General features: G+C 67.5%; 25 protein-coding genes. 15 read left to right on the forward strand and 10 right to left on the reverse strand.

Annotated features, from left to right (window positions below):
- The first annotated feature begins 29 nt into the window (after positions 1–29).
- The 9 genes from KBY65_RS00950 to KBY65_RS00990 all read left to right on the forward strand — a co-directional run bounded on the left by KBY65_RS00950 (position 30) and on the right by KBY65_RS00990 (position 9,288).
- Complete coding sequence (locus KBY65_RS00950; RefSeq protein WP_255000162.1) at positions 30–2,375, forward strand: RNB domain-containing ribonuclease; 2,346 nt, start codon at positions 30–32, stop codon at positions 2,373–2,375.
- A 3-nt stretch (positions 2,376–2,378) separates the two neighbouring features.
- Entirely contained in the window at positions 2,379–3,035 is a 657-nt protein-coding gene (locus tag KBY65_RS00955) for a flavin prenyltransferase UbiX (protein ID WP_094559280.1), read from the forward strand.
- Position 3,036: 1 nt separating this feature from the next.
- Entirely contained in the window at positions 3,037–3,519 is a 483-nt protein-coding gene (locus KBY65_RS00960; protein ID WP_255000163.1) for a hypothetical protein, read from the forward strand.
- A gap of 48 nt (positions 3,520–3,567) precedes the next feature.
- Entirely contained in the window at positions 3,568–3,969 is a 402-nt protein-coding gene (locus KBY65_RS00965) for a DUF2996 domain-containing protein (RefSeq protein ID WP_094559282.1), read from the forward strand.
- Between the two features lie 48 nt (positions 3,970–4,017).
- Positions 4,018–5,088 (forward strand): magnesium-protoporphyrin IX monomethyl ester (oxidative) cyclase, encoded by a 1,071-nt coding sequence (gene acsF / locus KBY65_RS00970; protein WP_255000164.1) that lies wholly within the window; start codon positions 4,018–4,020, stop codon positions 5,086–5,088.
- A 44-nt stretch (positions 5,089–5,132) separates the two neighbouring features.
- Positions 5,133–6,551, forward strand: a complete 1,419-nt coding sequence (locus tag KBY65_RS00975; RefSeq protein ID WP_255000165.1) for a TldD/PmbA family protein — start codon at positions 5,133–5,135, stop codon at positions 6,549–6,551.
- 2 nt (positions 6,552–6,553) lie between these two features.
- A complete protein-coding gene (locus KBY65_RS00980; protein ID WP_255000166.1) occupies positions 6,554–7,924 on the forward strand; it encodes a TldD/PmbA family protein in 1,371 nt (456 codons plus the stop codon).
- 35 nt (positions 7,925–7,959) lie between these two features.
- Entirely contained in the window at positions 7,960–9,000 is a 1,041-nt protein-coding gene (fmt, locus tag KBY65_RS00985; protein ID WP_255000168.1) for a methionyl-tRNA formyltransferase, read from the forward strand.
- A gap of 102 nt (positions 9,001–9,102) precedes the next feature.
- Positions 9,103–9,288, forward strand: a complete 186-nt coding sequence (locus KBY65_RS00990) for a hypothetical protein (RefSeq protein WP_094559287.1) — start codon at positions 9,103–9,105, stop codon at positions 9,286–9,288.
- A 6-nt stretch (positions 9,289–9,294) separates the two neighbouring features.
- On the opposite strand, the gene KBY65_RS00995 is transcribed toward KBY65_RS00990, so the two are convergent.
- The 5 genes from KBY65_RS00995 to KBY65_RS01015 form a co-directional block, all read right to left on the reverse strand.
- Positions 9,295–9,480 (reverse strand): hypothetical protein, encoded by a 186-nt coding sequence (locus KBY65_RS00995; protein ID WP_094559454.1) that lies wholly within the window; start codon positions 9,478–9,480, stop codon positions 9,295–9,297.
- Positions 9,481–9,565: 85 nt separating this feature from the next.
- On the reverse strand, positions 9,566–10,843 hold the full coding sequence (locus KBY65_RS01000) for a DEAD/DEAH box helicase (protein WP_409996607.1): 1,278 nt from the start codon (positions 10,841–10,843) through the stop codon (positions 9,566–9,568).
- 236 nt (positions 10,844–11,079) lie between these two features.
- A complete protein-coding gene (locus KBY65_RS01005) occupies positions 11,080–11,763 on the reverse strand; it encodes a hypothetical protein (protein ID WP_255000169.1) in 684 nt (227 codons plus the stop codon).
- Positions 11,756–12,121, reverse strand: coding sequence for a DUF6464 family protein (locus tag KBY65_RS01010; protein WP_094559289.1), 366 nt, complete (start codon positions 12,119–12,121; stop codon positions 11,756–11,758). Before KBY65_RS01010 ends, KBY65_RS01005 begins: the two co-directional genes overlap by 8 nt.
- Positions 12,118–12,900, reverse strand: a complete 783-nt coding sequence (locus KBY65_RS01015) for a TerC family protein (RefSeq protein WP_255000170.1) — start codon at positions 12,898–12,900, stop codon at positions 12,118–12,120. Before KBY65_RS01015 ends, KBY65_RS01010 begins: the two co-directional genes overlap by 4 nt.
- 91 nt (positions 12,901–12,991) lie before the next feature.
- On the opposite strand from KBY65_RS01015, the gene KBY65_RS01020 reads away from it, so the two are divergent.
- Positions 12,992–13,708 (forward strand): hypothetical protein, encoded by a 717-nt coding sequence (locus KBY65_RS01020; RefSeq protein ID WP_254987076.1) that lies wholly within the window; start codon positions 12,992–12,994, stop codon positions 13,706–13,708.
- On the opposite strand, the gene KBY65_RS01025 is transcribed toward KBY65_RS01020, so the two are convergent.
- Complete coding sequence (locus KBY65_RS01025; RefSeq protein WP_254987075.1) at positions 13,705–14,457, reverse strand: hypothetical protein; 753 nt, start codon at positions 14,455–14,457, stop codon at positions 13,705–13,707. The genes KBY65_RS01020 and KBY65_RS01025 overlap by 4 nt on opposite strands.
- A gap of 73 nt (positions 14,458–14,530) precedes the next feature.
- Here KBY65_RS01025 and mfd point away from each other — a divergent pair, with 73 nt between their 5' ends.
- Both mfd and KBY65_RS01035 read left to right on the forward strand, forming a co-directional pair.
- The gene (gene mfd / locus KBY65_RS01030; protein ID WP_255000171.1) at positions 14,531–18,073 is read left to right on the forward strand and encodes a transcription-repair coupling factor; all 3,543 of its coding nucleotides are present in this window, start codon (positions 14,531–14,533) and stop codon (positions 18,071–18,073) included.
- Positions 18,074–18,174: 101 nt separating this feature from the next.
- Positions 18,175–18,354 carry a hypothetical protein gene (locus KBY65_RS01035; RefSeq protein ID WP_254987073.1) on the forward strand — a complete coding sequence of 60 codons (180 nt, stop codon included), beginning with the start codon at positions 18,175–18,177 and terminating at the stop codon, positions 18,352–18,354.
- 6 nt (positions 18,355–18,360) lie between these two features.
- Here the strand turns inward: KBY65_RS01035 and KBY65_RS01040 are convergent, their stop codons facing one another.
- The 4 genes from KBY65_RS01040 to KBY65_RS01055 form a co-directional block, all read right to left on the reverse strand.
- On the reverse strand, positions 18,361–18,591 hold the full coding sequence (locus tag KBY65_RS01040) for a DUF6737 family protein (RefSeq protein WP_255000172.1): 231 nt from the start codon (positions 18,589–18,591) through the stop codon (positions 18,361–18,363).
- 4 nt (positions 18,592–18,595) lie between these two features.
- Positions 18,596–19,942 carry a S41 family peptidase gene (locus tag KBY65_RS01045; protein ID WP_094559306.1) on the reverse strand — a complete coding sequence of 449 codons (1,347 nt, stop codon included), beginning with the start codon at positions 19,940–19,942 and terminating at the stop codon, positions 18,596–18,598.
- Positions 19,943–20,042: 100 nt separating this feature from the next.
- Positions 20,043–21,299 carry a (E)-4-hydroxy-3-methylbut-2-enyl-diphosphate synthase gene (ispG, locus tag KBY65_RS01050; RefSeq protein WP_255000173.1) on the reverse strand — a complete coding sequence of 419 codons (1,257 nt, stop codon included), beginning with the start codon at positions 21,297–21,299 and terminating at the stop codon, positions 20,043–20,045.
- Between the two features lie 81 nt (positions 21,300–21,380).
- Positions 21,381–22,010 (reverse strand): uracil-DNA glycosylase, encoded by a 630-nt coding sequence (locus KBY65_RS01055; RefSeq protein ID WP_255000174.1) that lies wholly within the window; start codon positions 22,008–22,010, stop codon positions 21,381–21,383.
- Between the two features lie 112 nt (positions 22,011–22,122).
- Here KBY65_RS01055 and KBY65_RS01060 point away from each other — a divergent pair, with 112 nt between their 5' ends.
- The 3 genes from KBY65_RS01060 (at position 22,123) to KBY65_RS01070 (ending at position 24,636) form a co-directional block, all read left to right on the forward strand.
- On the forward strand, positions 22,123–23,331 hold the full coding sequence (locus KBY65_RS01060) for a pyridoxal phosphate-dependent aminotransferase (protein WP_255000175.1): 1,209 nt from the start codon (positions 22,123–22,125) through the stop codon (positions 23,329–23,331).
- Between the two features lie 47 nt (positions 23,332–23,378).
- Complete coding sequence (locus tag KBY65_RS01065) at positions 23,379–24,338, forward strand: putative selenate ABC transporter substrate-binding protein (protein ID WP_094559309.1); 960 nt, start codon at positions 23,379–23,381, stop codon at positions 24,336–24,338.
- 61 nt (positions 24,339–24,399) lie between these two features.
- Positions 24,400–24,636 carry a hypothetical protein gene (locus KBY65_RS01070; protein WP_255000176.1) on the forward strand — a complete coding sequence of 79 codons (237 nt, stop codon included), beginning with the start codon at positions 24,400–24,402 and terminating at the stop codon, positions 24,634–24,636.
- The last annotated feature ends 54 nt before the right edge of the window (positions 24,637–24,690 follow it).

Below are 24,690 nucleotides of genomic sequence, written 5' to 3' on the forward strand. Positions count from 1 at the left end.
TGGCCCACAGCCAACCAGCCCTCCCACCGATGAAGTTCACGGTCGCCGACCTGCTCGACCAGCTTCCCGCCCATGAAGCCCTGCCACTGACCAAGCTCGAAAAGGCCCTTGGCCTGAGCCAGAAAGCTGAAAAGCAGCAGCTGCAGATCGGGCTCGACGGACTCACCAAGCTGGGGCTGGTGGAAATCAGCGATGCCGGCATCGCCCGGCGCGAGGACCCCGAGCTGATTCCCGCGCGGCTGCGCTGCTCCAGCAAAGGCTTCTGCTTCGCCCTGCGGGAAGACGGCGGCGAAGACATCTACATCCGCGATCACCAGCTCAACCACGCCTGGAACGGCGATAGGGTGCTGGTAAAGGTGACCCGCGAAGGCGGACGGCGCCGCTCTCCGGAAGGGGGCGTGCAGTGCATCCTCGAGCGGCACACCACCTCGCTGCTGGCCCAGGTGGAGCAGCAGGAGGAGCGGTTGGTGGCCACCCCCCTCGACGACCGGCTGCTGACCGCTGTGGAACTGCCGGCCGGTGATGCCACCCATCTCGACAGCGAGCAGAGCTCGGTGGTGGAGGTGCTGGTAGACCGCTATCCAGTGGGCCAGTTTGCACCCCTAGGCCACGTGGCCCGGTGCCTGCCCGTGAACGGCGGCGAGGCCGCCGACCTCGATCTGCTACTCACCAAGCACCGGCTTCACAACCGTCCCCAGCCCCCTCGGGCCACCCTCAAGGCCCTGGCAGCCAAAGAGCGCACCGACCTCACCGGCCAAGCAGCCCTGCTGCTGGAACCGTGGAGCGGCAAGGAAGCCCCGGGACTGCCGGCCCTGGCCCTTGAGGAGCGTGAAGGCGGCTGGACCCTGTGGGTGCATACCCCGGCCATCGCGGAGCGCTTCGCCAACGGCACCGCCCTCGACGCCTGGCTCCGCAACCAGGCCGATGCCTACTGCGTGGGCCGACAGTGGCTGCCCCTGCTCAGTCCAGCCCTGGCCAAGGCCAGCGCCTTCAAGGTGGGCGAGGTGCAGGCAGCCCTGTCGGTGAGCCTGGAGCTCAGCACCGACGGCAAGCTGGAGCACTACCGCTTCTGCCGCAGCCAGATCCAGCCGGTAGCCGCCGCGGGCCTTGAAGCCCTGACCGCCCTGGGGGATCGCAAGCCCAAGAGCCGCACCGTGCCGGCGGCCCTCAAGGGACTTAAAGATCAGCTGCCCCTGCTGGAGCAGCTGATCGCTGTCACCGGCCTGCTGCGTCAACAACGTCAGGCGGCCGGCTCCCTCGACCTCAACCTGCCGCTGCCCGCCATCGACAGCCTCGGCGACCTGGCGGTGCCAGGTCCTGATGCTCCCCTGGAGGGCTGGATGGTGACCCTCGAACCCCACCATCCCCTGGCGCTGCTGCGCGAAGCGGTGCTGGTGGCCGAGCAGGCCCTGGGCCAGCACCTCCAGACCCTCGAGCTGCCAGCGGTTTACGCCACCAACGCCCCCGCCGACGCCAACGACCTCAACGACGTCGCCCGCTCGGCCCTCGCCCTCGACATCCCCCTCGAATTGAGCGAGGAGGGCAACGCCAGTGGGGCCGAACTGGCGGCCGCCTTCGCCGGCACCGATCGCAGCCGGCCTCTGCAGCAGCAGCTGCAGGCCATCCTCAAGCCGATTCAGCTGAGCAGCGCCCCCGGCGCCCATGCCCTATCGGGTCGGCTAGAGGAGGATGCGGCCCTGGCCCCGTGGTGCTGCCCGACCCTCCATTACGCGGACATCTGGAACCAGCAGCTGCTGGTGCTGCTGCTCACCGAGGGCAAGGATCGCCCAAGCGTGCGCCACAAAACCACCGTCGACCTGGCCTCCGATGCCTGCCACGGCGCCATCGACTGGCCGCTGCTGGCCCCCAGCCAGCTCACCCCCTTCCTGGAGGCCCAGGAGCATGGGCTGGTGCAACGCCTCAATGGCCGGCGCCGTTTCCTGGCCGAACTCCAGGCCGACCTGCTGGCGATGCTGCAGGCCCGCCAGGCCGAGCCGCTGGTGGGCCAGGTGCTCCCTGGTGTGATCAGCGGCGTGCAGAGCTACGGCTTCTTCGTCGAAGTCCCCCCCTCCCAGGTGGAGGGTCTGGTGCACGTCAGCTCCCTCAAAGACGACTGGTACGAATACCGCTCGCGCCAGAACAGGCTGGTGGGACGCAAGAACCGCCGCACCTACATGCTCGGCGACCAGGTGGAGGTGGAGATCCAGAAGGTGGATGCCCTGCGCCATCAGATCGATCTGGCCGTGGTGCTACCCGAAGGCGTGATGGCCGACGGGGACGGGCTGGCCGAGGGGGCCGATGACGCCGATGACGCCCGCGCTCTCGAACATGACCACGATCCGTTTGCGCCGATACCGGTGTTGAGCGAGGCCTGAGCCATGACCCCTGCGGCCGGAAGCGGGCCGGTGGTGCTGGCTGTCTCCGGCGCCTCGGCTCAACCGCTGGCGCAGCGGGCCCTGCAGCTGCTGCTTGAGGCCGGCGAGTCGGTGGAGTTGGTCACCTCCCGCGGCGCCATTGGCGTGTGGCAGGCGGAGCTGGGCCTGAGGGTGCCCTCGGAGCCTGCGGCCCAGGAAGCGTTCTGGCGCGAGCGCACCGGTGTCCGCTCCGGCCAGCTGCGCTGCCACCGCTGGAACGACCAAGCTGCCGGCATTGCCAGCGGCAGCTTCCGCACCCGCGGCATGGTGATCCTGCCCGCCTCGATGGGCACCGTTGGTCGCATCGCCTCCGGCGTGGCTCTGGATCTGGTGGAGCGCGCCGCCGATGTGCATCTCAAGGAGGGACGCCCCCTGGTGATCTGCCCACGGGAAACACCCTGGAGCCTGATTCACCTGCGCAACCTCACAACCCTGGCCGAGGCCGGCGCCCGCATCGCCCCACCGGTGCCCGCCTGGTACCACCAACCCCAGACCATCGACGACATGGTTGATTTCCTGGTGATCCGGGTGTTTGACGTGCTCGGCTACGAGCTCGGCAGCCTGCGCCGTTGGCAGGGGCCGCCCCACCAGCCAGGATCCCCGGACGACCCTTCCGCCTAGGTTGGCCCTGCTGCAACGCCTACTGCTGCTCCCCCTGCTCGCCCCGCTGCTGCTGGTGCTGCTGGTGGCTGCCCTCAACCCCAGGCCCAACCAAGCCTTGCGGCTGCTGATCTGGAGCACCCCAGCACTGCCGATCGGGGCCTGGATCGCCCTGGCCGCCGGCGGTGGCGCCGGCCTCAGCGCTGCCGCCGCCGCCTTGGCCCTGCAAACGGGGCCGGTCTCGCTGCGCCGCCAGGTGCGGCGCGAACCCCGCGACCCGGTGGAGTCCTGGGAGGAACCGCCCCAAGCGGCAGCGCCCCCGCCACCACCCCGGCAGGCCGCCGGGCCACAACGTCCACCCGGCGATCCTGCACCCACCGTGGCGGTGCCGTTCCGGGTGATCCGCAAGGGCCGCTCAGCAGCTGCCGCCGAGCCCGCTAGCGCCACGCCCCAAACCAGCGCCGTGGGCGACGGCTGGGACAACCCCGGCGGCGACGACTGGTGAGCGCGATCTGCGTAGAGTCGGCGCAGAAGCCAAAAGGGGCCTGCACCGGTGAGCGAATCCGCCCAGCCAGCCGCCAAAGCCAAGCCACCGGCCCCGGAAGACCAGCCGTTTGCCACGTTTGTGCCCGAGCTGCTGCTCCCCGCTTTGGCTGAGGAGATCCAGGGGTACGGCGGTCCGGCCCCCGAGCTGGCCTTCGAGCAAGGTCCGATGCCCGTGGTGGGCGCGGACTGCTGGATGGTGAAAGGCGAGCTGCCCGGGGAGCGGCGTTTCTGGCTGTGCTTCACCACAGCGGACATCAATTCCCCCAAAACCGTGGCCGTGGCCGAAGCCGGCAGTGAGCCGAGCCTGCTGGAGTCCTTTCTGATCGATGAGAAGAAAATGAGCCTGGCGCTGCTGGTATCCCGGCTGGTGCAGCGGCTAAACGGTCAGAAATGGCTGGGCCCGAACTGACGGGCGGTCCCTCTACGATGACCTCACTGCCGTAAGCCGCAACGCTCAATGGTTCCTCCCGCCGCACTTGCCAGCCCAGCTGCACCGGCCATCAAGGATCCGGTCAAGGACACGATCCTGACCCCGCGGTTCTACACCACGGATTTCGACGCCATGGCGGCGATGGATCTGCGCCCCAATGCCGTTGAGCTGGAAGCGATCTGCGAGGAGTTCCGCAAGGACTACAACCGCCACCACTTCGTGCGCAACGCGGAGTTTGAAGGCGCCGCCGACAAGCTCGATCCTGAAACCCGCCAGGTGTTCATCGAGTTTCTGGAGCAGAGCTGCACCTCGGAGTTTTCTGGCTTCCTGCTCTACAAGGAGCTCAGCCGCCGCATCAAAGACAAGAACCCCCTGCTGGCGGAGTGCTTCGCCCACATGGCCCGTGATGAAGCCCGCCACGCCGGCTTCCTCAACAAGGCCATGGGTGATTTCGGCCTGCAATTGGATCTTGGCTTTCTGACTGCCAGCAAGGCCTACACCCACTTCAAGCCCAAGTTCATCTTCTATGCCACCTACCTGAGCGAGAAGATTGGCTACTGGCGCTACATCGCGATCTTCCGTCACCTCGAGAAGAATCCCGACAGCAAGATTTTCCCAATCTTCAACTTCTTTGAAAACTGGTGCCAGGACGAGAACCGCCACGGCGACTTCTTCGACGCCCTGATGAAGGCCCAGCCCGACACGGTGCGTGGCCTGACCGCCCGCCTCTGGTGCCGCTTCTTCCTGCTGGCGGTGTTCGCCACCATGTATGTGCGCGACGTGGCCCGCAAGGAGTTTTATGAGGCCCTGGGCCTGGATGCCCGTGACTACGACAAGTACGTGATCGCCAAAACCAACGAAACGTCCGCCCGGGTCTTCCCGGTGGTGCTGAATGTGGAGCATCCGAAGTTCTACACCCGGCTGGAGCGGCTGGTGAGCAACAACACCAAGTTGAGCGAGGCCGATGCCAGCTCGGCTCCGGCCCCGATCAAGGTGCTGCGCAAGCTGCCCTATTGGATCGCCAATGGCGCCGAGATGGCCAAGCTCTATTTGATGGCCCCGATCCGCAGCGAGCAGTTCCAAGCCTCGGTGCGCTGAGGCCTCTGCGGCCCAACCCTTTTGCCCCCCATCGCTGATCTCTTTTGGTTGCCTCCGCACCCGACGCCTTTGACCTGGCCTGGCAGCCCCGTCTCGAAAGCCTGTTGGCGGTAGGGCAGGGGGCTGGGGCCGATCTGGTGGAGATCTTTCTGGAGCGCACCGATCACCTCGGGGTGCTGGCCGAGCAGGAGACCATCACCAGTGTCAGTCCGTCCTTCGGCATGGGGGCCGGGATCCGGGTGTTTCGGGGCGATCGGGATGGCTTCGTCAGCACCAACGACCTGAGCGACTCCGGCCTGCTCCAGGCCCTTGATCAGGCCCTGGGCATGCTCGGGCTGCTGCGCAGCAGCGCCCCCGCCGCCCAGTTCGACGGCCTCGGTACCCTGCGCGACTTTGCCGCCGCCAAGGCCGACTGGCTGGAACGCTGCCCCTCCTTGGCGGAGGCCACGCTGAAGCTGCTGGACGGCACGGGCCGCCTGGCCCACCACGGCCGCCACCTGCAGGCGCGCCGGGGCAGCTACTCCCGCGACTGGCAAGCCGTGCTGGTGGCCGCCAGCGACGGCACCTTCGCCCGCGACATCCGCCTTCACCAATCCCTGGGCCTGAACGTCCTCGCCGCCGATGGCGACCACCGCGCCGGCCTCGGCCGCCGCTACGGCACCTCCGGCCGTCCCGACGACCTGCGCGCCTGGGATGCGGACGCGTCAGCCCAGGACGTGTGCGCCAGCGTTGGCACCATGCTCTACGCCGACTACGTGGAAGCCGGCCAGATGCCGGCGGTGCTGGCCAACCGCTTCGGTGGCGTGATCTTCCACGAGGCCTGCGGCCACCTGCTGGAAACCACCCAGGTGGAGCGCGGCACCACCCCCTTTGCCGACAAGGTGGGCGAGCCCATCGCCCACGCAGCGGTGACGGCCATCGACGAAGGCCTCACCGACGGCGCCTTCGGCTCCCTGTCCATGGACGACGAGGGAATGGAGCCCCAGCGCACGGTGCTGATTGAAAACGGCATCCTCAAACGCTTTCTCAGCGATCGCGCCGGCGAACGGCGCACCGGCCATGGCCGCACCGGCAGTGGCCGGCGCCAGAGCCATGCCTTCGCCGCCGCCAGCCGCATGCGCAACACCTTCATTGCCGCCGGTCCGTACACGCCCGACCAACTGATCGCCTCGGTCGACAAAGGGCTCTACTGCAAATCGATGGGCGGCGGCAGCGTCGGCCCCACCGGCCAGTTCAACTTCGCTGTGGAGGAGGGCTACCTGATCGAAAACGGCCAGCTCACCAAGCCGGTGAAAGGCGCCACCCTGATCGGCGAAGCCAAGGAGGTGATGCCCCGGATCTCGATGTGTGCCAACGACCTCGAACTGGCGGCTGGCTTCTGCGGCTCCGTCAGCGGCAGTGTCTACGTCACCGTGGGCCAGCCCCACATCAAAGTCGACTCGATCACCGTGGGGGGCCGCTGACGATGGCCACCTCCGCCGGCCTCAATGCCGAGGCCCTGAGCAGCCGCCTCCAGCAGCTGGCCCAGCAGACCGGCATCCAGCAGTGGGATCTAGGCGCCTCCTGCAGCACCGACACCTCCGTGCAGGTCGACCGCGGCGAGGCCAAACAGATGAAAGGGGCCCAGCGCAGCGCCATCACCGTGAGGGTGTGGAACGGCGATGGCCTGGTGGGCATCACCAGCACATCCGACCTCAGCGACGCAGGTCTGGCCCGGGCCCTCGCCGGTGCCCGCGACGCCAGCGCCTTTGGCAACGCCGATGAGACCCCGGCCTTCTCGCCCCTGGCCACGGCCCCCCTGGCCAGCCTGGAGCAGCCCCTGCATGAGCCCCAGCCGATCCTCACCCTGCTTGAGACCCTCAAGCAGGCCGAACGGCAACTGCTCGATCGCCATGCCGCCATCGGCACCGTGCCCTACAACGGCCTGGCCCAGCGCAGCAGCGAGCGGCTTTACCTCAACAGCGAGGGGGCCTGCCGCCACCAGCGCATTACCACAGCCAGCCTGTATCTCTACGCCCGGGCCGAGGAAGCCGGCCGCAAGCCCCGCAGCTCGGGCGCGGTGCGCCTGGCCTACGGCACCGCCAACCTCGACATCCAAGGCTGCATCGACGAAGCCGCCCAGCGCACCATTGCCCACCTCGACTACGCCCCGATCGAGACCGGCCACTACACCTGCGTGTTCAGCCCCGAGGCATTCCTGGATCTGATCGGCGCCTTCAGCAGCCTGTTCAACGCCAGGGCGGTGCTCGATGGCGTCAGCCTCAGCCAGCGCGATTCCCTGGGCCAAACCCTGGCGGTGCCATTCCTCAGCATCCGCGACAACGGCCTGCACCCCGGCAACGTGGGCGCCTCAGCCTTCGATGGCGAGGGCACACCCACCGCTCCCCTCGACCTGGTGGACGGCGGGGTGCTGCGGCATTTCCTGCACTCGGAGGCCACGGCCCGGGCCTTCGGTGTGCCCCCCACCGGCCATGCCGGCATGGGGGCCAAGGTGTCGGTGGGGGTCGACTGGTTGGAGATCGGCGCCACCCCGGGCAGTGGCGGTGGCCAGCAGGGCCTCAACCGCCTCGGCCACGACGGGCCCGTGGTGGTGATCGATTCCCTCTCCGCCCTGCACGCCGGCGTCAAGGCCAGCCAGGGCTCCTTCTCCCTGCCCTTCGATGGCTGGCTGGTGCAGGGCGGTAACAGCCGCTCGATCGAAGCCGCCACCGTGGCCGGTGACATCCGCACGCTGCTCCAGGCGATCGTCGGGTTTGAGGGCGAGGCCAAGGTGACCCCCGATGGCCTCTGCCCCTACGTCTGGGTGGAAGGTCTCTCCATCACCGGCGAAGCCTGACCCCCCAGTTCTGAACGGGCCCTGAGGTCGCTGTTGTGAAGATCCTGTTCTGGGGCACCCCTGCCTACGCCGTGCCCAGCCTGGAGGCTCTGGTGGCTGCCGGTCACACCCTGGTGGGGGCGGTGAGCCAGCCGGATCGTCGCCGTGGGCGCGGCAAGGAGCTGCAGCCCAGCCCAATGAAGGCAAGAGCCCTGGAGCTCGGGATTCCGGTGTTCACGCCGGAAAGGATCCGGCGGGATCAAGCCTGCCAGCAGCAGCTCGCGGCCCTGGGCGCCGACGTCTCAGTGGTGGTGGCGTTCGGTCAGATCCTGCCGCCCGAGGTGCTGGCCCAGCCCCCCCTGGGCTGCTGGAACGCCCACGGCTCCCTGCTGCCCCGTTGGCGCGGCGCCGGGCCCATCCAGTGGTGCCTGCTGGAGGGCGACGCCGAAACCGGCGTGGGGATCATGGCCATGGAGGTGGGGCTCGACACCGGTCCGGTGTTGCTGGAGCGCAGCCTCGCCATCGGTCTGCGGGAGAACGCCCAACAGCTGGGGCAGCGGCTGGCCCAGCTCAGCGCCGAGCTGCTCGTTGAAGCCCTGCCCCGGATCGAGGCCGCTGGCACGGGCCCGGAAACCGAACGGCTGACCCGATTGGGAGTGCGCCCCCAGGGGGAGGCGGGGCTCACCATCGCCCGCATGCTGACCAAAGACGACGCGGTGATCGACTGGAGCGCTTCCGCCCTGGCGATCCACCGGCGGGTGATGGGTCTCTATCCCGCAGCCCACACCAGCTGGCGGGGCAAACGGCTGAAACTGCTCAGCACCGAGCCGCTGGTGGCTCGCCTTGCCGAGCAGCTGAGCCCCGAAGCCCAGGCGGCACTTGCCTCCAGCAGCGGAGCCGCACCAGCTCAGCCGGCAGCGGCCGTTGCCCCAGGCACGGTGCTGGCGCTGCTAGCAAGCACAGGCCTGGTGGTGGCCACCGGTGGTTGCCCTGTGCTGGTTCGTGAAGCCCAGCTGGAGGGCAAGGCGACCGCCCGGGGCGGCAGCCTGCTCCAACAGCTCGCGGCCCAGCCTGGCGATCGCCTGGGCTCCGCATGAAGCTCCATGACGGCATGGCTTACGTTCTGTGTTGTTAGGGCTCGCACACTTTTCCTGATCCCCCAAGGTCGCTACAGAGGGTGGAGACTTTGCTGAGGATCCATGGGAAGCGAGCTGTCCTATGTCGGTGAAACAGGCCAGGGCTGCCTGATCTACCGGGAGACGTCGGGTCGCTACGTGGTCAGCCACGAACAACAACCCAAGCAGCGCCGCAGGGTCGCCACGCTGGCCAGTGCCTACGCCACCTGTCAGTGCCTCCAGATGGAGCGGATCACCGAGGCCAGCTGATCGCGATCAGCCCAAGCCAATCTCCTTGCGGTAAAGCCCATGGAGGCCCTCCAGCTGGTTGTGCACCGACACCAGCTGGTCGCGGATGTGCTGGCTGTTGTCGATGCGCCCAAGGGCCAGGAGCATCGCCTCAATCTGCCCCTTGCAATCGATCAGCACGCGGCACTCCGGGGATCCGGGCTCGTAGGGCATGTCAAACGTCTCAACCGCACCATCCGAGCGGAGACCCACCGCAGCCGGTGTGTCCATTGCTGCCGTTCAGCGCGACTGCTGCCGTTCAGCGTCGCGCGCCAGGAGCGCGCGGACTGCGACGGCCCTCACGGCGGGCCCCCTGGGGGGAGGCGTCGGGTCGGGAGGAGGAGGGGCGGCGTCCGCCGCGACCCCGGCCGCCACTGAGATCGAGAGGTGGAGCGGAGAGCACCTTGGGTTCGAAGCCGGGCACCTCCTGACGCGGCAGGCGGGTGCCGATCATGCGCTCGATGGCACGCAGCAGCTCACTCTCTTCGGCCGCCACCAGGGAAATGGCGTGGCCGTTGTAGCCGGCCCGACCGGTGCGGCCGATCCTGTGCACATAGTCCTCGGCCTGGTTGGGCAGATCCAGGTTGACCACGTGGGGCAGCTGGTGGATGTCGATGCCCCGGGCAGCCAGGTCGGTGGCCACCAGCACCCGCAACGTGCCGGCCTTGAAGTCGGCGAGGGCCCGGGTGCGTGCCCCCTGGCTCTTGTTGCCGTGGATGGCGGCCGCCGACATGCCTTCGCGGCTGAGCCGCTCGGCCATCCGGTTGGCGCCGTGCTTGGTGCGGGAAAACACCAGAACCTGCTGCCAATCGTTGCTGCGGATCAGGTGGCTGAGCAGATCCGCCTTGCGATCCATGTCACAGGGATGCAGCAGGTGCTCCACCGTGGGGGCCGTGCGGTTTTCCGGAGTGGCCTGGAGCTGCACCGGGTTGTGCAGCAGTCCAGTGGCCAGGCGCCGGATATCACCGGAGAAGGTGGCTGAAAAGAGCAGGTTTTGACGCTTGGGAGGCAGCAGCGCCAGGATTTTCTGGATGTCACGGATGAAGCCCATATCGAGCATCCGATCCGCCTCATCGAGCACCAGGATCTCAACCCGATCGAGCCGCAGGGCCCGCTGCTGGTAGAGATCCATCAAGCGGCCCGGTGTGGCCACGAGCACATCGGTGCCCTTCTGCAACCGGCTGATCTGGGGGTTGACCTTCACGCCGCCGAACACCACGTCGCTGCGCAGGTCGAGGTAGCGGCCATAGGCCCGCACGCTCTCGGCCACCTGGGCCGCCAGCTCGCGGGTAGGGGTGAGCACCAGCGAACGCACCACACCGCCGCGCGCATGGGGGCCATGGCGCAGCCGCTCCAGCATCGGCAGGGTGAATCCAGCGGTTTTGCCGGTGCCGGTCTGGGCGGCCGCCATCACGTCGTGGCCCGCCAACACGGCCGGAATGCACTGGCCCTGGATCGGCGACGGCTTGGTGTAGCCCTTTTCGGTCACCGCCTTGAGGATCGGCTCACCCAGTCCGAAGGAGGCAAAGTCGACCAACGCCGTGCTGGTTGCTGGATCAGCGGCAGCCTGCGACTGGCTAGCAGCCTGCACCTCGCTAGCAGCCCTCACGAGACTGTCAGGCTCCTGGAGACTGGCAACGGCCGGATGACTGGAAACGGCTGCTGGGCTGGAGATGGCCGTTGCGGTGCGGGATCGGGGAGGGGACTGACGGATCGCCGGCTCTGCGGGATTCTCCACCCTAGGGGGGACCTGGGCAACGGACCGCACCCCTGTCAGGGGCCATAGAGCCGCCAGGCCTGGTCACAGATGGCCAGCAGATCCCTGTCGCAGAGGGCCAGAGCCTCGGGCCAGGCCCCCAGAAGCCACAGCCGCAGACGGGCCGGATCCACGGCATCGCTGGGGGAATCGCGCCAGTCGCGGAAGAAAGCGTCCTGGGCTGCCAACACCCGAAATTTGAAAAACTCCAGCAGGCGCGCCCACAGGCGGGTGCCTTCGATAGTCCAGAGGCGGTTTGGGTCCACCCCGAGGGCGATCTCCACACCGGGCGCAATCCCCTCCAGCGGCGGCGCCAGCACTTCCACCACCTGGGGCGGCTGCCCGTGGCGTTGTTTGGTCTGCGGATCGGGCTGATAGATCCACCCCTCCACGGCAGGGGAGTCGCCGCAGCGCACCAGCACACGCCAAAACCGAAAGGTCTCCGGCGGATGGCGATCGGTCCAAAGGAGCTGCTCAAAGCAGTGGTCGGGGTGCTCGCTGCGCAACTCCAGGGGTGCCAGGCTGAGGTTGAGGGTGCCGGCGAAACAGTCAGACAGATCCAGGCCCCGCTGGGCAAACAGGGGGCGCTGCAGGCTGATGGTGCCGGCCGGGTAGGGGGAGCCGGGATCGCGCCCAGAGGCGACGCCATAACCCCGGATCAGGCGCCCCGTGATCCAGACCGGCTGCTCTGGTTCAGCCATGGCCGGCAGCGCCCGCCACGGCGAAGTGGCTGCAGCGCTCGCAGGGGCCATCGGGCAGCACGGCGCAGCGCAGCAGCGGGCTACGGGCGTTGAAACGGCAGCTGGGATCGCCGATCACCCATTGGTTCTGCCACCAGCGGGCATCGGCGGGCCGCCGCTGGGCCTTTACTTGGAGCGCCACGGAGGCGAGTTCATAGCGGCCATTGCGCAGCTGGTAGCGGTGGCGGCGCTGCAGCACCAGAAAACTACGGCCAGCCGCCTCCAGCCAACGGCCGGGCTGGGGCACCTCACCAAGCTCGGCCACCTCCAGGGCATCGAGCAGCTGATCGCTGCCGATCTGGCGCAGCTCCACCCTCATGGCTCGGGCGGTATTTCCAGTGGGGCGTTGCGCGCCGAGAAGCCCCAGGCGAAGAGGGCCGCTACCACAAGCAGCAGCACCCATTCCGGCGGCACCACCTGGGGCAGACCAAGCCGCAGCAACAGCCGAATCCCCACCAGACCCACCGCCAGGTAGCCGGCGGTCTCGAGGTGCCGGTACACCTCCAGCCAACGGATGAACAGCTCGGCGGTGAGCCGCAGGGCAATCACTCCGATCACACCACCCACCATCACCAGCAGCAAACGATCACTCACCGCCACCGCCGCAGCCACGCTGTCGAGGGAGAAGGCGAGGTCGGTGAGGGCCAGGGTGGCCACGATCGAGCCGAGGCCGGCGTGGTGGAGCGAGCCGGGATGGGTTGATCCACCGGAGCCTTCGGCACCAGCGCCGGCTGTGGCCAAATCACTGGATTCAGCCCCATCTCCGGGCTCCGACCACACCAGCAGCAGATGCCGGCCGCAGAGCCACAGCAGATACCCCGCTGCCGCCAGCTGCAACGGCCAGAAATTCAGCACCCACTGAGCCGCCACAATCAGGCCGAGACGAAACACCAGCGCCAGCGCCAGGCCCAGGTTGAGAGCCTGGCGCTGACGCGCCGGATCCTCCAGGCCACGGGCGATCGCCGCCAGGGCAATGGCGTTGTCGGCGGAAAGCACGGCCTCGAGCGCCACCAGCAAGGGCAGCAGCAGCAGCACCTCTTTCCACTGATCGGCCTGGTTGATCAGGGGAGTGAGGGACTGGATCGACTCGGCTTCCACGGGCTGCAGCGGGCCAAGATGAAAAGCAGTCTAGAAAGACACCCTGAGCCGCCCGCTGCAGGATTCACAGCTCGTGGAGGGTTTACAGCAATTGGAGGAGTCACAGCTGGAGGTCCAACTGGTGCATGCCGACCACGGCAGCCGGGTGGTGCTGGTGCAGGCGCGGCGCGGCGGCACGCTCGTCGACGGTGCCCTTGGGGAAGCCGCCACGGCGGAGGAGGCCGAAGACAGGGCCCGCCAACGCCTGGCAGCTCGCCTCACCCCCAAAACCCCGCCAGCAGCCGCAGCGACTCCAGCACCCGCTTCAGCAACCCCATCAGCCCTGCCCAGCAACCCAACGCCCAGCCCGCCGCCACACCAAGAGCAGCCGAGCCCGCCGGCCGCCCAGCTCGCCGAGGAACCCCCTGCCGATCCGGAGGACTGGAGCAGCGAACTGGCCCGACTGGATCTGGAACTGCAACGGCTCGGCTGGGACCGCGACCAGGAGGCGATTTACCTGGAGCGGGTGTTCAACCACCCCAACCGCAATCGCCTCACCAGCTACGGCGATCTGCTGGCCTACCTCCAAGCCCTGGAGGGATTTGCACCGGGCACGGATCCAGCCACCGCCCCGGCTCCGCTGCGGCGCCGGGAGCTGCTCAGCCAGTGCGACGCGCTGCTGGGACAGTTGCAATGGGATCCCGGCCAGGGCCGGGCCTTTCTCGAGCAGCACTTCTCCCTCACCAGCCGCCAGCAGCTCAGCGACGCCCAGTTGCTGCAGTTCAACATGCTGCTGGAGAGTGAATGGCTGGCCGGGCAGAACCCTTAACAGTGCTGGCGCACCAGTTGGGCACCCAGACCCGATTGAGCCTGGTTGGCATAGGCCTCCCGCTCGAGCTGCTGTTCGTGGGCTGAGGCCTGGCGGTACACCGGATCATTAAGCACCCCCGCCAGGTGGGCCGGCAAGGCGGTAGGCAGACCCAGCAGCCGCGGACTGGAGCGCACCCCCCGGTTGCGGCAGCTCTGGGCCACATGAATGGCCTCATGGTTGAGCACCGTGGCGAATTCCGCACTGCCCTTCTCCACCACCCGGGGCTGGATGCGCAGCGTGCGCGCCTGGGGATCCCATTCACCCGCCGCCCCCAGCTTGTGCGGCTCGGTGAGCTCCAGGCGCACCCCCGCTGTCGCCAACACGCTCAGCAGTTCAGCAATCGCCTGCCGCTCCACTCCAAAGCTGGGGGGATTGGCGATCAGGGCACGCAGCTCAGCCACTGAAAGCGTCGGTTGATCGGCGCGGCGGCGGTAGTGGTAACGGATTGCACCGTTGGCAAGGGTTTCTGCCCTGGGGATCCACTGCTGATCGGCCACAGCCAATTGCTGCAGCAGAGACGCCTCCAATGCTGACGACGGGGCAGCGGGCTGGGAGAGGGCGGGCGGGGGAAGCGGCGGGGCCTCCACCCCAGGCCTCGACAGTTGGGCTACCAATCCGGCGCCCAGTAAAGCCAGCAGCCCGCTGAGCACACGCAGGGAAACCTGGCCGTGGGGGCGATCCAGGCGGGACGGACGGCGAGAACGCACCAGGGCAGTCGGACGGTCCGCACCAGTCTGAGGCTGGTTGCGAAGATCGGGGCTTCTTGCCTCCCGCGCCTCCATGCCCCTCTCCGCCCTGGTGCGTCAACTGCAGCAGGCATCCCTCACCGGGGAGGTGCTGGAGCGCAGCAAGCGGCCCGAGCGCCTGCGACTGAGCGGCGCTGGCCGGGGGGCCAGGGCTCTGATCAGCTCGGCGCTGGCGGGCGCCGCCGGCGCTCCCCTGCTGGTGATCGTGCCCACCCTGGAGGAGGCCGGGCGCTGGGCGGCGCTGCTGGAGCTGATGGGCTGGCCCAGCTGCCAGCTTTATCCCACCAGTGAAGCGAGCCCCTACGAGCCCTTCGATCCCACCAGCGAAATCACCTGGGGCCAGCTGCAGGTGCTGGCGGAGTTGCTGGATGGCGGCCAGCGCCTGGCGATCGTGGCCACCGAGCGGGCCCTGCAGCCCCACCTACCGCCGCCGGAGGCCCTGCAGTCCCTGAGCCTGCGCAAGGGCGACACGGTGGATCTCGACGAGCTAGCCACCACGCTGACGCGCCTTGGCTATGAGCGGGTGCCCATGATCGAGCAGGAGGGCTGCTGGAGCCGCCGCGGCGACATCATCGACGTGTTTCCGGTAAGCGCCGAGCTGCCGGTGCGGCTGGAATTTTTTGGCGAGGAGCTGGAGAAGCTGCGGGAGTTTGATCCAGCCTCCCAACGCTCCCTCGATGCCGTTGAGGTGGTGCGCCTCACCCCCACCGGCTACGGCCCACTGATCGCCGATGCCCTGCGCGAGGCGATGCCCGATGAACTGGATCAGCTGCTGAGCGCCGAGGCCAGCGACCAGCTGCTGGAGGGCGGCACCCCCGAGGGCCTGCGGCGGCTGATGGGGCTGGCCTGGCAGCAACCGGCCTGCCTGCTCGATTACCTGCCCGCCCACACCTTGATCGCCGTGAACGAGCGGCGCCATTGCCTCTCCCACGGCCAGCAGTGGTTCGACCATGTTGTGGAGCATCACAGCGAGGTGTGCCAGGAGCTGGCTCTGCTGCCACCGCTGCTGCACCGCCCGCCCAGCGAGGCCCTGGAGCAGGCGGCAGCCTTCGGCGGCTTCGATCTGGCCGAGCTGCACGAAACCGACAGCCACCCCAACAGTCTCGATCTGGCCTCCCGCTCGGTGCCGGCCTACCCCAACGCCTTCGGCAAGCTGGCGGGGCTGGTGAAGGGCTTTGTGGCCGAGAAGGCCACGGTGTGGCTGCTCTCGGCCCAGCCCAGCCGGGCGGTAGCCCTGCTGGAGGAGCACGACTGCATCACCCGCTTCGTGCCCAACCCCACCGACTTCCCGGCCATTGATCGGCTGGTGGAGCAGGCCACGCCGGTGGCGCTGAAAACCAAGGGCACCGCCGAGCTCGAAGGGCTGCAGTTGCCGGCCTGGAAGCTGGTGCTGATCACCGATCGGGAGTTCTTCGGCCAGCACGCCCTGGCCGCCAGCGGCTATGTGCGGCGGCGGCGCAAGGCCGCCAGCCGCACGGTGGATCCCAACAAAATGCAACCGGGCGACTTTGTGGTGCACCGCAACCACGGCATCGGCCGGTTTCTGAAGCTGGAAAAGCTGGCGATCAGCGGCGAATCGCGCGACTACCTGGTGGTGCAGTACGCCGACGGCCTGCTGCGGGTCGCCGCCGACCAGCTGGGCAGCCTCGGCCGCTACCGCGCCAGCACCGATGCCCCGCCCGAGCTCAACCGCATGGGCGGCACGGCCTGGACCAAGGCCAAGGAGCGGGCCCAGAAGGCCGTGCGCAAGGTGGCGCTGGATCTGGTGAAGCTCTATGCCGAGCGCCACCAGGCCCCGGGTTTCGCCTTCCCGGCCGATGGCCCCTGGCAACACGAGCTCGAAGACTCCTTCCCCTACGAACCCACCCCCGATCAGGTGAAGGCGATCGCCGATGTGAAACGCGACATGGAGCAGCCCCAGCCCATGGACCGGCTGGTGTGCGGCGATGTGGGCTTCGGCAAAACCGAGGTGGCCATCCGCGCCATCTTCAAAGCTGTGACCGCCGGCAAGCAGGTGGCGATGCTGGCCCCCACCACCGTGCTGGCCCAGCAGCACTGGCGCTCCCTCTCGGAGCGCTTCGCGCCCTATCCGCTCAAGGTGAGCCTGCTCAACCGCTTCCGCACCGCCGGCGAGCGCAAGGTGATCCTCGAGGGGCTGGCCAGCGGCAAAGTCGATGTGGTGGTGGGCACCCACCAACTGCTCTCCAAAGGCACCGGCTTCAAGCAGCTGGGCCTGCTGGTGGTGGATGAGGAGCAGCGCTTCGGCGTAAACCAGAAGGAAAAAATCAAGGCCCTGCGCAAAGACGTGGACGTGCTGACGCTCAGCGCCACACCGATCCCACGCACCCTCTACATGAGCCTCTCGGGCGTGCGCGAGATGAGCCTGATCACCACACCGCCGCCGCTGCGCCGGCCGATCAAAACCCACCTGGCCGCCCTCGATGAGGAGGCGGTGCGCAGCGCCATCCGCCAGGAGATCGACCGCGGCGGCCAGATCTTTTACGTGGTGCCCAGGGTGGAGGGCATCGACGATGTGGCCGCCCAACTGCAGAGCATGATTCCGGGCCTACGGCTGCTGGTGGCCCACGGCCAGATGGCCGAGGGGGAGCTGGAGAGCGCCATGGTGGCCTTCAACGCCGGTGAGGCCGACCTGATGCTCTGCACCACGATCGTGGAGAGCGGCCTCGACATCCCCAGGGTGAACACGATCCTGATCGAGGACGCCCACAAGTTTGGTCTGGCCCAGCTGTATCAGCTGCGCGGCCGGGTGGGCCGCAGCGGCATCCAGGCCCACGCCTGGCTCTTCTATCCCGGCGATGCCTCCCTCAGCGAAGCGGCACGCCAGCGGCTGCGGGCGATTCAGGAATTCGCCCAGCTGGGCAGTGGCTACCAGTTGGCCATGCGCGACATGGAAATCCGCGGCGTGGGCAACCTGCTGGGGGTGGAGCAGAGCGGCCAGATGGAGGCGATCGGCTTCGACCTCTACATGGAGATGCTGCAGGAATCCCTCGCCGAGATCCAGGGCCAGGACATCCCGGCGGTGGACGACACCCAGATCGACCTGCCGATCACCGCCTTCATCCCGGGCGACTGGATCACCGAGAACGACGAAAAGATGGCGGCCTACCGCGCCGCCGCCGACTGCAGTAGCAAGGAAACCCTAGTGGAGCTGGCGGCCGGCTGGGTGGATCGCTATGGGGCCATCCCTGCGCCGGTGCAATCGCTGCTGCAGCTGATGGAGCTGAAGCTGGTGGCCAAGCGCTGCGGCTTCTCGCGCATCAAGCCGGAAAAGCCCAACATCGCCCTGGACACACCGATGGAAGAGCCGGCCTTCCGGCTGCTGCGCCAGGGTCTGCCCCAGCACCTGCATGGGCGGCTCGTGTATCAGCCGGGGTCGGGGAGCACCGCCAAGGTGCTGGCCCGGGGCCTGGGCGTGCTTCCCGCCGAGAAGCAACTGGAGGAGCTGATGGGCTGGCTGAACCAGATGGCGGCCCAACTCCCCGGCGCCGATGGCCTCACCGAGGCCCAGCGCAGCGAGCAGCAAGTGGTTCAGAACGAGGCGGTTTTAACGGTGTGAGAGCGGGCGGCGTGAGAGGGCTGGCGGTGCTAATTCCCGCCCCTGCCCCAAAACCCTCAAAGTTCCGTTACATTCATGAGAACTTGTGTAACGGTGGTCCGATGGGCGAGGTGATCGACGCGACTTCGGGCTTCGGCGGCTTCAGTGGTGGCTTCAGTCTGATCTCCGGAGTGGTCAGCCTGGTGGCCTTGGGCCTCTACGCCCTCCTTCAGGGCGACACAAACAACAACGACGATGACGATTCCAGCCCCGGTGGCGGCCTGATGCAGCCTGTTTCCTAGGCCGTTTCAGGGCTCCAGGCTTTGGCGCTCCTGCTGTTGTGCCCGATAGCTGGCTGGCACCAGCACCAGAAATAGCAGCCACCAGAGCAGCACCACCAGGGCCACAGGCCCAGTGATCCACCAGCGCTGCAGGAGAAACCAGCTCACAGCGATAACACCCGCTCCGGTGAGCACGATGCTCCAGGGCTGACACCACCAGGGTTTCAGGGTCCAGATCGACTCAGCGGGAGCCGTCATTCAGTCAGCGGGCGGCGCCCGTTGGTTTGGCCAAAGCCGAAGGCAGGTTGGTGCTGGCCGGGTTGTAGGCCTTCTCCACACCATTGGCAGCGCGAAGCCGCTTCACCAGGGTGGTCTCGGCCACCCGGTATTGGCTGTCTTTGCGGGTGCCGAGATCCTCCAGCTTGAGCCGCTGGGCCTCCAGCTCGGTCATCTTCGCCGTCACATCGGGGTCGATGCCGTGCTTGTGGATGTCCCGGCCACTGGGGGTGAGGTATTTGGCGATGGTCACGGTCATGCCGGAGCCATCGGAGAGCCCCCGCACCGACTGCACCAGACCCTTGCCGAAGGTCTTCTGCCCCACCAACACCGCCCGCTGGTTGTCCTGCAGAGCGCCGGAGAGGATTTCACTGGCACTGGCCGAGCCTTCATTCACCAGCACCACCAGCGGCTTGTTGGTGAGGGCGCGGCCGTTGGCCCGCTTCACATCGCGGATGCCATCGCGGGTTTTGGTGGACACAATCGTGCCCTCGTTGAGCCACTGGCGGGCGATTTCCACGCTCGCCATCAGCAGGCCGCCGGGGTTGCTGCGCAGATCCAACACGTAGCCCTGGGCGCCTTTCTCCTCCAGATCCTTCACCGCCAGACGCATGTCCTTGGTGGCCGTGGCGTTGAACTGGCGCAGGCGGATGTAGCCCACCTTCACCCCATCAGTGGTGGTGTTGATCTGATGGTCAACGGCATGGAGCTCAATGCGCTCGCGGGTGAGCGGCACCTCCAGGGTCTGGCCCTTGCGCTGCAGGGTGAGGGTTACCGAGGTGCCGGCCTGACCGCGGATCAGTTTGACCGCGTCCTCGGTGCTCATCCCCTTGGTGCTCTTGCCATCGATGGCCACGATCACGTCCTTGGGTTGCACCCCCGCCTTGGACGCGGGCGAGCCCTCGATCGGCGACACCACCACAAGATTTTTGGTCTCCTTATCGAGACTCAGCTGGATGCCCACCCCGGAGAGCTCTCCGGAGGTGTCGATCTGCATCTCCTTGAATTCCCGCGGATCGAGAAAGCGGGTGTAGGGATCATCGAGGCTGCCGAGCATGCCCCGGATCGCTTCGTAGGCCTCTTTGGTGCTGCCGTAGCTCTTGGCCAGCACACTGCTGCGCAGGCTGCGCCATTGCTCCGGTTTGTACTTGCCGTTGATGTCCAGATAGTCGCGGAAGACGATCTGCCAGGTCTGGTCGATCACCTCCTTGGGGCTGTCGCTGATCCGCGACGTGCCCCCCGGGGGCGTGACAACTTCCCGAGCTACAACCGCCGTGGCCGCACAGGCACCGATGCCTACCAGCACAACCAGGCTGGTGCGGGGGCTGGCCATCAGAAAAAGCCGTGGAGGCCCGGGAAACGTTCTCTGAAACTAGCGCCGCCGCAAGGTTTCCACGGGGGTGGGTAACCGGACGACAACAAGCCAGGACCGCTCAGGGATCAACCCAGCGGCCGTCCTTCCGGATCAGGGCAATCAGGGCCTCCACCCCTTCCGCCTCCGGCACCCGGCGAATCTCCTCGCGGCCGCGGTAGAGGGAGATGCTGCCAGGGGTCTTGCCGACGTAGCCGTAGTCGGCATCAGCCATCTCGCCGGGGCCGTTGACGATGCAGCCCATCACGGCGATGTCGAGGCCGGTAAGGTGGGCGGTGGCGTTGCGCACCTTGTGCAACACCTCCTCCAGGTTGAACAGGGTGCGGCCGCAGCTGGGGCAGGCCACATATTCGACCATCGTTTTGCGCAGCCCCAGAGCCTGCAGGATCGAATAGCAAACCGGGATCTCCTTCTCCGGCGCTTCGGTGAGGGAGACGCGAATCGTGTCGCCCAGGCCCTCGGCCAGCAGGGGCGCAATGCCGGCGGTGCTCTTGATGCGGCCATAGTCGCCGTCGCCGGCTTCGGTCACGCCCAGGTGCAGGGGGTAATGGAACCCCTCCGCATCCATGCGGGCGGCCATCATCCGGTAGGCGGCCATCATCACCGGCGCCCGCGAGGCCTTCATCGACACGACGATGTTGTGGAAGTCGAGCCGGTCGCAGATGCGGATGAACTCCAGGGCGCTCTCGACCATGCCCATGGGCGTGTCGCCGTAGCTGAACAGCATCCGCTCGGCCAGGGAGCCGTGGTTGACGCCGATGCGCAGGGCCTTGTCCTGCTCCTTGAGCAGGCTGACCAGCGGCTCGAAGGTGTCGGTGATGCGCTCGCCGATAGCGGCGATCTCCTCGGGGCTGAATTCGGTGCGGTTGGGGTCGGGCTTGTCAAACACAAACAAACCGGGGTTGATCCGCACCTTGTCGACGTGCTGGGCCACCTCGAGGGCGATCTTCATGCCGTTGTGGTGCACGTCCGCCACCAGCGGCACGGGCTTGTAGCTGTCTTCCAGCCGCTGGCGGATCTCCTTCACCGCCTTGGCATGGGCCAGGGACGGCACGGTGAGCCGCACGATCTCGCAGCCGGCCTCATGCAGCCGCCGAATCCCAGCCGTGGCCCCTTCGATGTCGAGGGTGTCTTCGTTGATCATCGACTGGACCACCACCGGGTGGTCGCTGCCGACCCAGATGCCGCCCACCCGCACGCTGCGGGTTTTGCGGCGGTGGATCTGGGTGTCGAAACGGGGGTCGCTGGCCCAGTCGTTGGTCGGGTCGGTGGCCCGGTCGGGAGAGGAGGCGTCGGGGCGGGCCAGGGTGCCGGTCATGACGGGAGAGCGCTGGGGGCCGGAGGCTGCGCAAAGCCTGTCACAACATCACCACCGCTGGCGGATCAGCCAAGTGATACCTCAGCCAAGTGGCGGGTCGATCAAACGGCGGCGCAGCTCGGCCAGATCGCGAACGGTGTGCCAGCGGGGAGATCCCTCCGCCTGGGAAGGATTGCGCAGCAGATAGGAGGGATGCAGCAGGGGCATCAACCAGCGCCCCCGCAGGACGCCAAGGTTCGGGGTGTCCTGGTCACTGGCGCGCCACTGGCCCCGCAGCCGGGTGATGCCGCCGCGGATGCCCAGCACGGCTTCCAGGGCCGTGGCGCCCACCAGTCCAATCACCAGGGGATCCACCAGGGCGATCTGCTGCTCCAGCCAAGGGCGGCAGGCAGCCATTTCCGCAGCCGTGGGCTTGCGGTTGCCCGGCGGCCGGCACTTCACCACGTTGCACACGTAGGTGTCGCTCTGGCTGTCAAGCCCGGCGGCGGCCAGCAGCTGCTCGAGCAGCTGGCCGGAGCGACCCACAAAGGGAAGCCCCGCCAGATCCTCCTGGGCACCCGGCCCCTCGCCGATCAGCATCAGCCGGGCGGTTGGATTGCCTCGGCTCACCACCACCTGCTGGCGGCCCGCCGCCAGGCCGCAGCGGCGGCAGGCAGCGCAGGAGCGGGCCAGCTGCTGCAAGGGGTCGCGCGGCGGGAGTGGGGAAGTCATCAAGGACCAGTGGTGACGCTCAGCAACGAACTGCCCCTTTCGTGCCAGCTCGAACCGTAGGTGGAGAAACCGTGCGGCAGGATGGATTTCAGTGCTGAAGCCGCGCATCCCGATGCCGGACACAGGGATGTTCGCCGCACCCACCACCAACACCCCTGGGCTCTCCGCCCGAGCGAGGGCGCTGCAGCCCTCCCTCACCCTGGCGATTGCCGCCCGCGCCAAGGCCCTCAAGGCCGACGGCCACGACATCTGCAGCCTCAGCGCCGGCGAACCGGACTTCGACACGCCCGCCTTCATCCGTCAGGCCGCCACCGCGGCCCTGGAGGCGGGCCACACCCGCTACGGCCCCGCCGCCGGCGAACCGGCCCTGCGCGAAGCGATCGCCGCCAAGCTGAGCCAGGAAAACGGCGTAGCCACCACCGCCGACCAGGTGCTGGTCACCAATGGCGGCAAGCAGGCCCTCTACAACCTGTTCCAGGTGCTGCTGGAGCCTGGCGACGAGCTGCTGCTGCCGGCGCCCTACTGGCTCAGCTACCCCGAAATCGCCCGACTGGCCGGAGCCTCGGTAGCGCTGATTCCCAGCTCAGCGGCCCAGGGATTTCGGCTCGATCCCGCCGCTCTGGAAGCGGCCATCACCCCGGCCAGCAAGCTGCTGGTGCTCAACAGCCCCGGCAACCCCACCGGCATGGTGCTGAGCCGGCCAGAGCTGGAGGCGATCGCCGCGGTGCTGCGCCGCCATCCCCAGGTGGCGGTGGTGTGCGACGAGATCTATGAGTTTCTGCTGGCTCCTGGCCACAGCCACCACAGCTTTGCCGCGGTGGCACCCGACCTGGCCGATCGCATCTTCACCGTCAACGGCTTCGCCAAGGGCTGGGCCATGACCGGCTGGCGCATCGGCTGGCTGGTGGGTGCACGGTCGGTGGTGGCCGCCGCCAGCGCCCTGCAGAGCCAGAGCACCAGCAACGTGTGCAGCTTTGCCCAGTTCGGTGCCCTGGCCGCGATCAGCGCCTCCCGCGACTGTGTGCGCGCCATGGCCGCCCAGTTCGATGAGCGCCGCAGCCTGCTGACGGCGGGACTGATGGCGATCGAACGGCTGGAACTGCTGCCGCCGGAGGGAGCCTTCTACGCGTTCCCCGACGTGAGTGCCTACGGCCTCGAGTCCATGACCCTGTGCAATCGCCTGCTTGATGAGGTTGGTCTGGCGGTGGTGCCCGGCGTGGCCTTCGGCGACGACCGCTGCATCCGCCTGTCCTGCGCCGCCGGACCTGCCACCATCCAGGACGGCCTGGCGCGCTTGCAGCGCTTCTTGGCCAGCCTGTAGCGCCAGCCGATGGCGGAGGATTGGGTCGTTTCCGAGCCACTCCTGCCTTGATCACACGAGAACGTTGGGCCGTTGCACTCGCCGGCCTCCTGCTGATCGGTCTGCTCCCAACGGCCTGCTCCAATCCCTCCGATCGCGGATCTTCAGCCCCCGGCACAGGGGCCGACCTCGCGGTGCAGCCGCAAGACAAGCGGGTGCTGCGCATCAGCGCCATTCCCGATCAAAACCCCGAAAAACTGAATCGGCTGTACGGCCTTGTGGCCGATGAACTGAGCGAGCAGCTGCAGGTGCCGGTCAAGTTCATCCCGGTCACCGATTACACCGCCGCGGTGACCTCTTTCCGCACCGGCGATCTCGACCTGGTGTGGTTTGGCGGACTCACCGGCGTGCAGGCCTGGCTGCAGAAGCCCGGCGCCCGCGCCCTGGCCCAGCGTGACATCGACCGCTCTTTCCACAGCGTGTTCATCGCCAACCCCCGCAGCGGCCTCAAGCCAATCAGCGGCGTGAACGGCCTGCGCGAACTGAAGGGCAAGCGCTTCACCTTCGGCTCGGAAAGTTCTACATCAGGCCGGCTGATGCCGCAGTTTTATCTCAATGAAGCGGGCGTGCAGCTCAATGATTTTGCCGGCGGCGCACCGGGCTTCAGCGGCAGCCACGACGCCCTGATCGCCCTGGTGAAAAGCGGCACCTACGATGCCGGCGTGGTCAATGAAGAGGTGTGGACAAGCACGCTCAAGGCCGGGAAAGTAACTACCCAACAAGTCATCCCGATCTGGCGCACCCCTGGCTACGCCAACTACACCTGGGTGGTGCAACCCAATCTTGACCAAGAGTATGGCAAGGGCTTTACCATCAAACTTGAGCAGGCCTTTGTGGGGCTCAAAGCCAGCAACCCTCGCCAAGCCCAGATCCTCGACTTGTTCGGTGCTGAGCGCTTCGTGCCAGCCAGCAACGACCAATACAAGGCCATCGAATCCGTGGGACGCCAGATCGGCAAGATCCGCTAACAGGCCCCACGCCCAGGCTGGCCACGCTGGGTGCCAGACCATTCACAATTGACGCATCCCGGTGCCTCTGTCTGTGGTCTGGTTGATCGATCTGGTGCTGCTACTGGCTGGCCTGGTGCTCTGGCGCCGGGCGGGCAACGAGGGCGATGAGGCGTGGTCGTTGTTTCTGCGCAGCATCGCCTCCCTCGATCTGGCCTTCATCGCCTTCGGCAATGGCCAGCTGTTGCTGGAGATTCCCCTGCTGGCGGTGGCCCTGGCGCTGCCCTCGGCGGCCAGCCTTGAGCGGCGGCGCTTCTAATCCGGCCATGAACCCCCGCGGCCCCGATCTGATTGAGATGAGCCTGGTGGCTTT

Source organism: Cyanobium sp. Alchichica 3B3-8F6 (assembly GCF_024346435.1).
Taxonomy (GTDB): domain Bacteria; phylum Cyanobacteriota; class Cyanobacteriia; order PCC-6307; family Cyanobiaceae; genus Cyanobium_A.

Bases quoted from the DNA above. Each gene is read 5' to 3' on its own strand.
- KBY65_RS00950 (WP_255000162.1), top strand. From the start codon at position 30: ATGAAGTTCACGGTCGCCGACCTGCTCGACCAGCTTCCCGCCCATGAA.
- KBY65_RS00955 (WP_094559280.1), top strand. From the start codon at position 2,379: ATGACCCCTGCGGCCGGAAGCGGGCCGGTGGTGCTGGCTGTCTCCGGC.
- acsF (WP_255000164.1), top strand. From the start codon at position 4,018: ATGGTTCCTCCCGCCGCACTTGCCAGCCCAGCTGCACCGGCCATCAAG.
- KBY65_RS00980 (WP_255000166.1), top strand. From the start codon at position 6,554: ATGGCCACCTCCGCCGGCCTCAATGCCGAGGCCCTGAGCAGCCGCCTC.
- KBY65_RS00990 (WP_094559287.1), top strand. From the start codon at position 9,103: ATGGGAAGCGAGCTGTCCTATGTCGGTGAAACAGGCCAGGGCTGCCTG.
- KBY65_RS00995 (WP_094559454.1), bottom strand. From the start codon at position 9,480: ATGCCCTACGAGCCCGGATCCCCGGAGTGCCGCGTGCTGATCGATTGC.
- KBY65_RS01005 (WP_255000169.1), bottom strand. From the start codon at position 11,763: ATGGCTGAACCAGAGCAGCCGGTCTGGATCACGGGGCGCCTGATCCGG.
- KBY65_RS01010 (WP_094559289.1), bottom strand. From the start codon at position 12,121: ATGAGGGTGGAGCTGCGCCAGATCGGCAGCGATCAGCTGCTCGATGCC.
- mfd (WP_255000171.1), top strand. From the start codon at position 14,531: ATGCCCCTCTCCGCCCTGGTGCGTCAACTGCAGCAGGCATCCCTCACC.
- KBY65_RS01035 (WP_254987073.1), top strand. From the start codon at position 18,175: ATGGGCGAGGTGATCGACGCGACTTCGGGCTTCGGCGGCTTCAGTGGT.
- KBY65_RS01040 (WP_255000172.1), bottom strand. From the start codon at position 18,591: ATGACGGCTCCCGCTGAGTCGATCTGGACCCTGAAACCCTGGTGGTGT.
- KBY65_RS01045 (WP_094559306.1), bottom strand. From the start codon at position 19,942: ATGGCCAGCCCCCGCACCAGCCTGGTTGTGCTGGTAGGCATCGGTGCC.
- ispG (WP_255000173.1), bottom strand. From the start codon at position 21,299: ATGACCGGCACCCTGGCCCGCCCCGACGCCTCCTCTCCCGACCGGGCC.
- KBY65_RS01055 (WP_255000174.1), bottom strand. From the start codon at position 22,010: ATGACTTCCCCACTCCCGCCGCGCGACCCCTTGCAGCAGCTGGCCCGC.
- KBY65_RS01060 (WP_255000175.1), top strand. From the start codon at position 22,123: ATGCCGGACACAGGGATGTTCGCCGCACCCACCACCAACACCCCTGGG.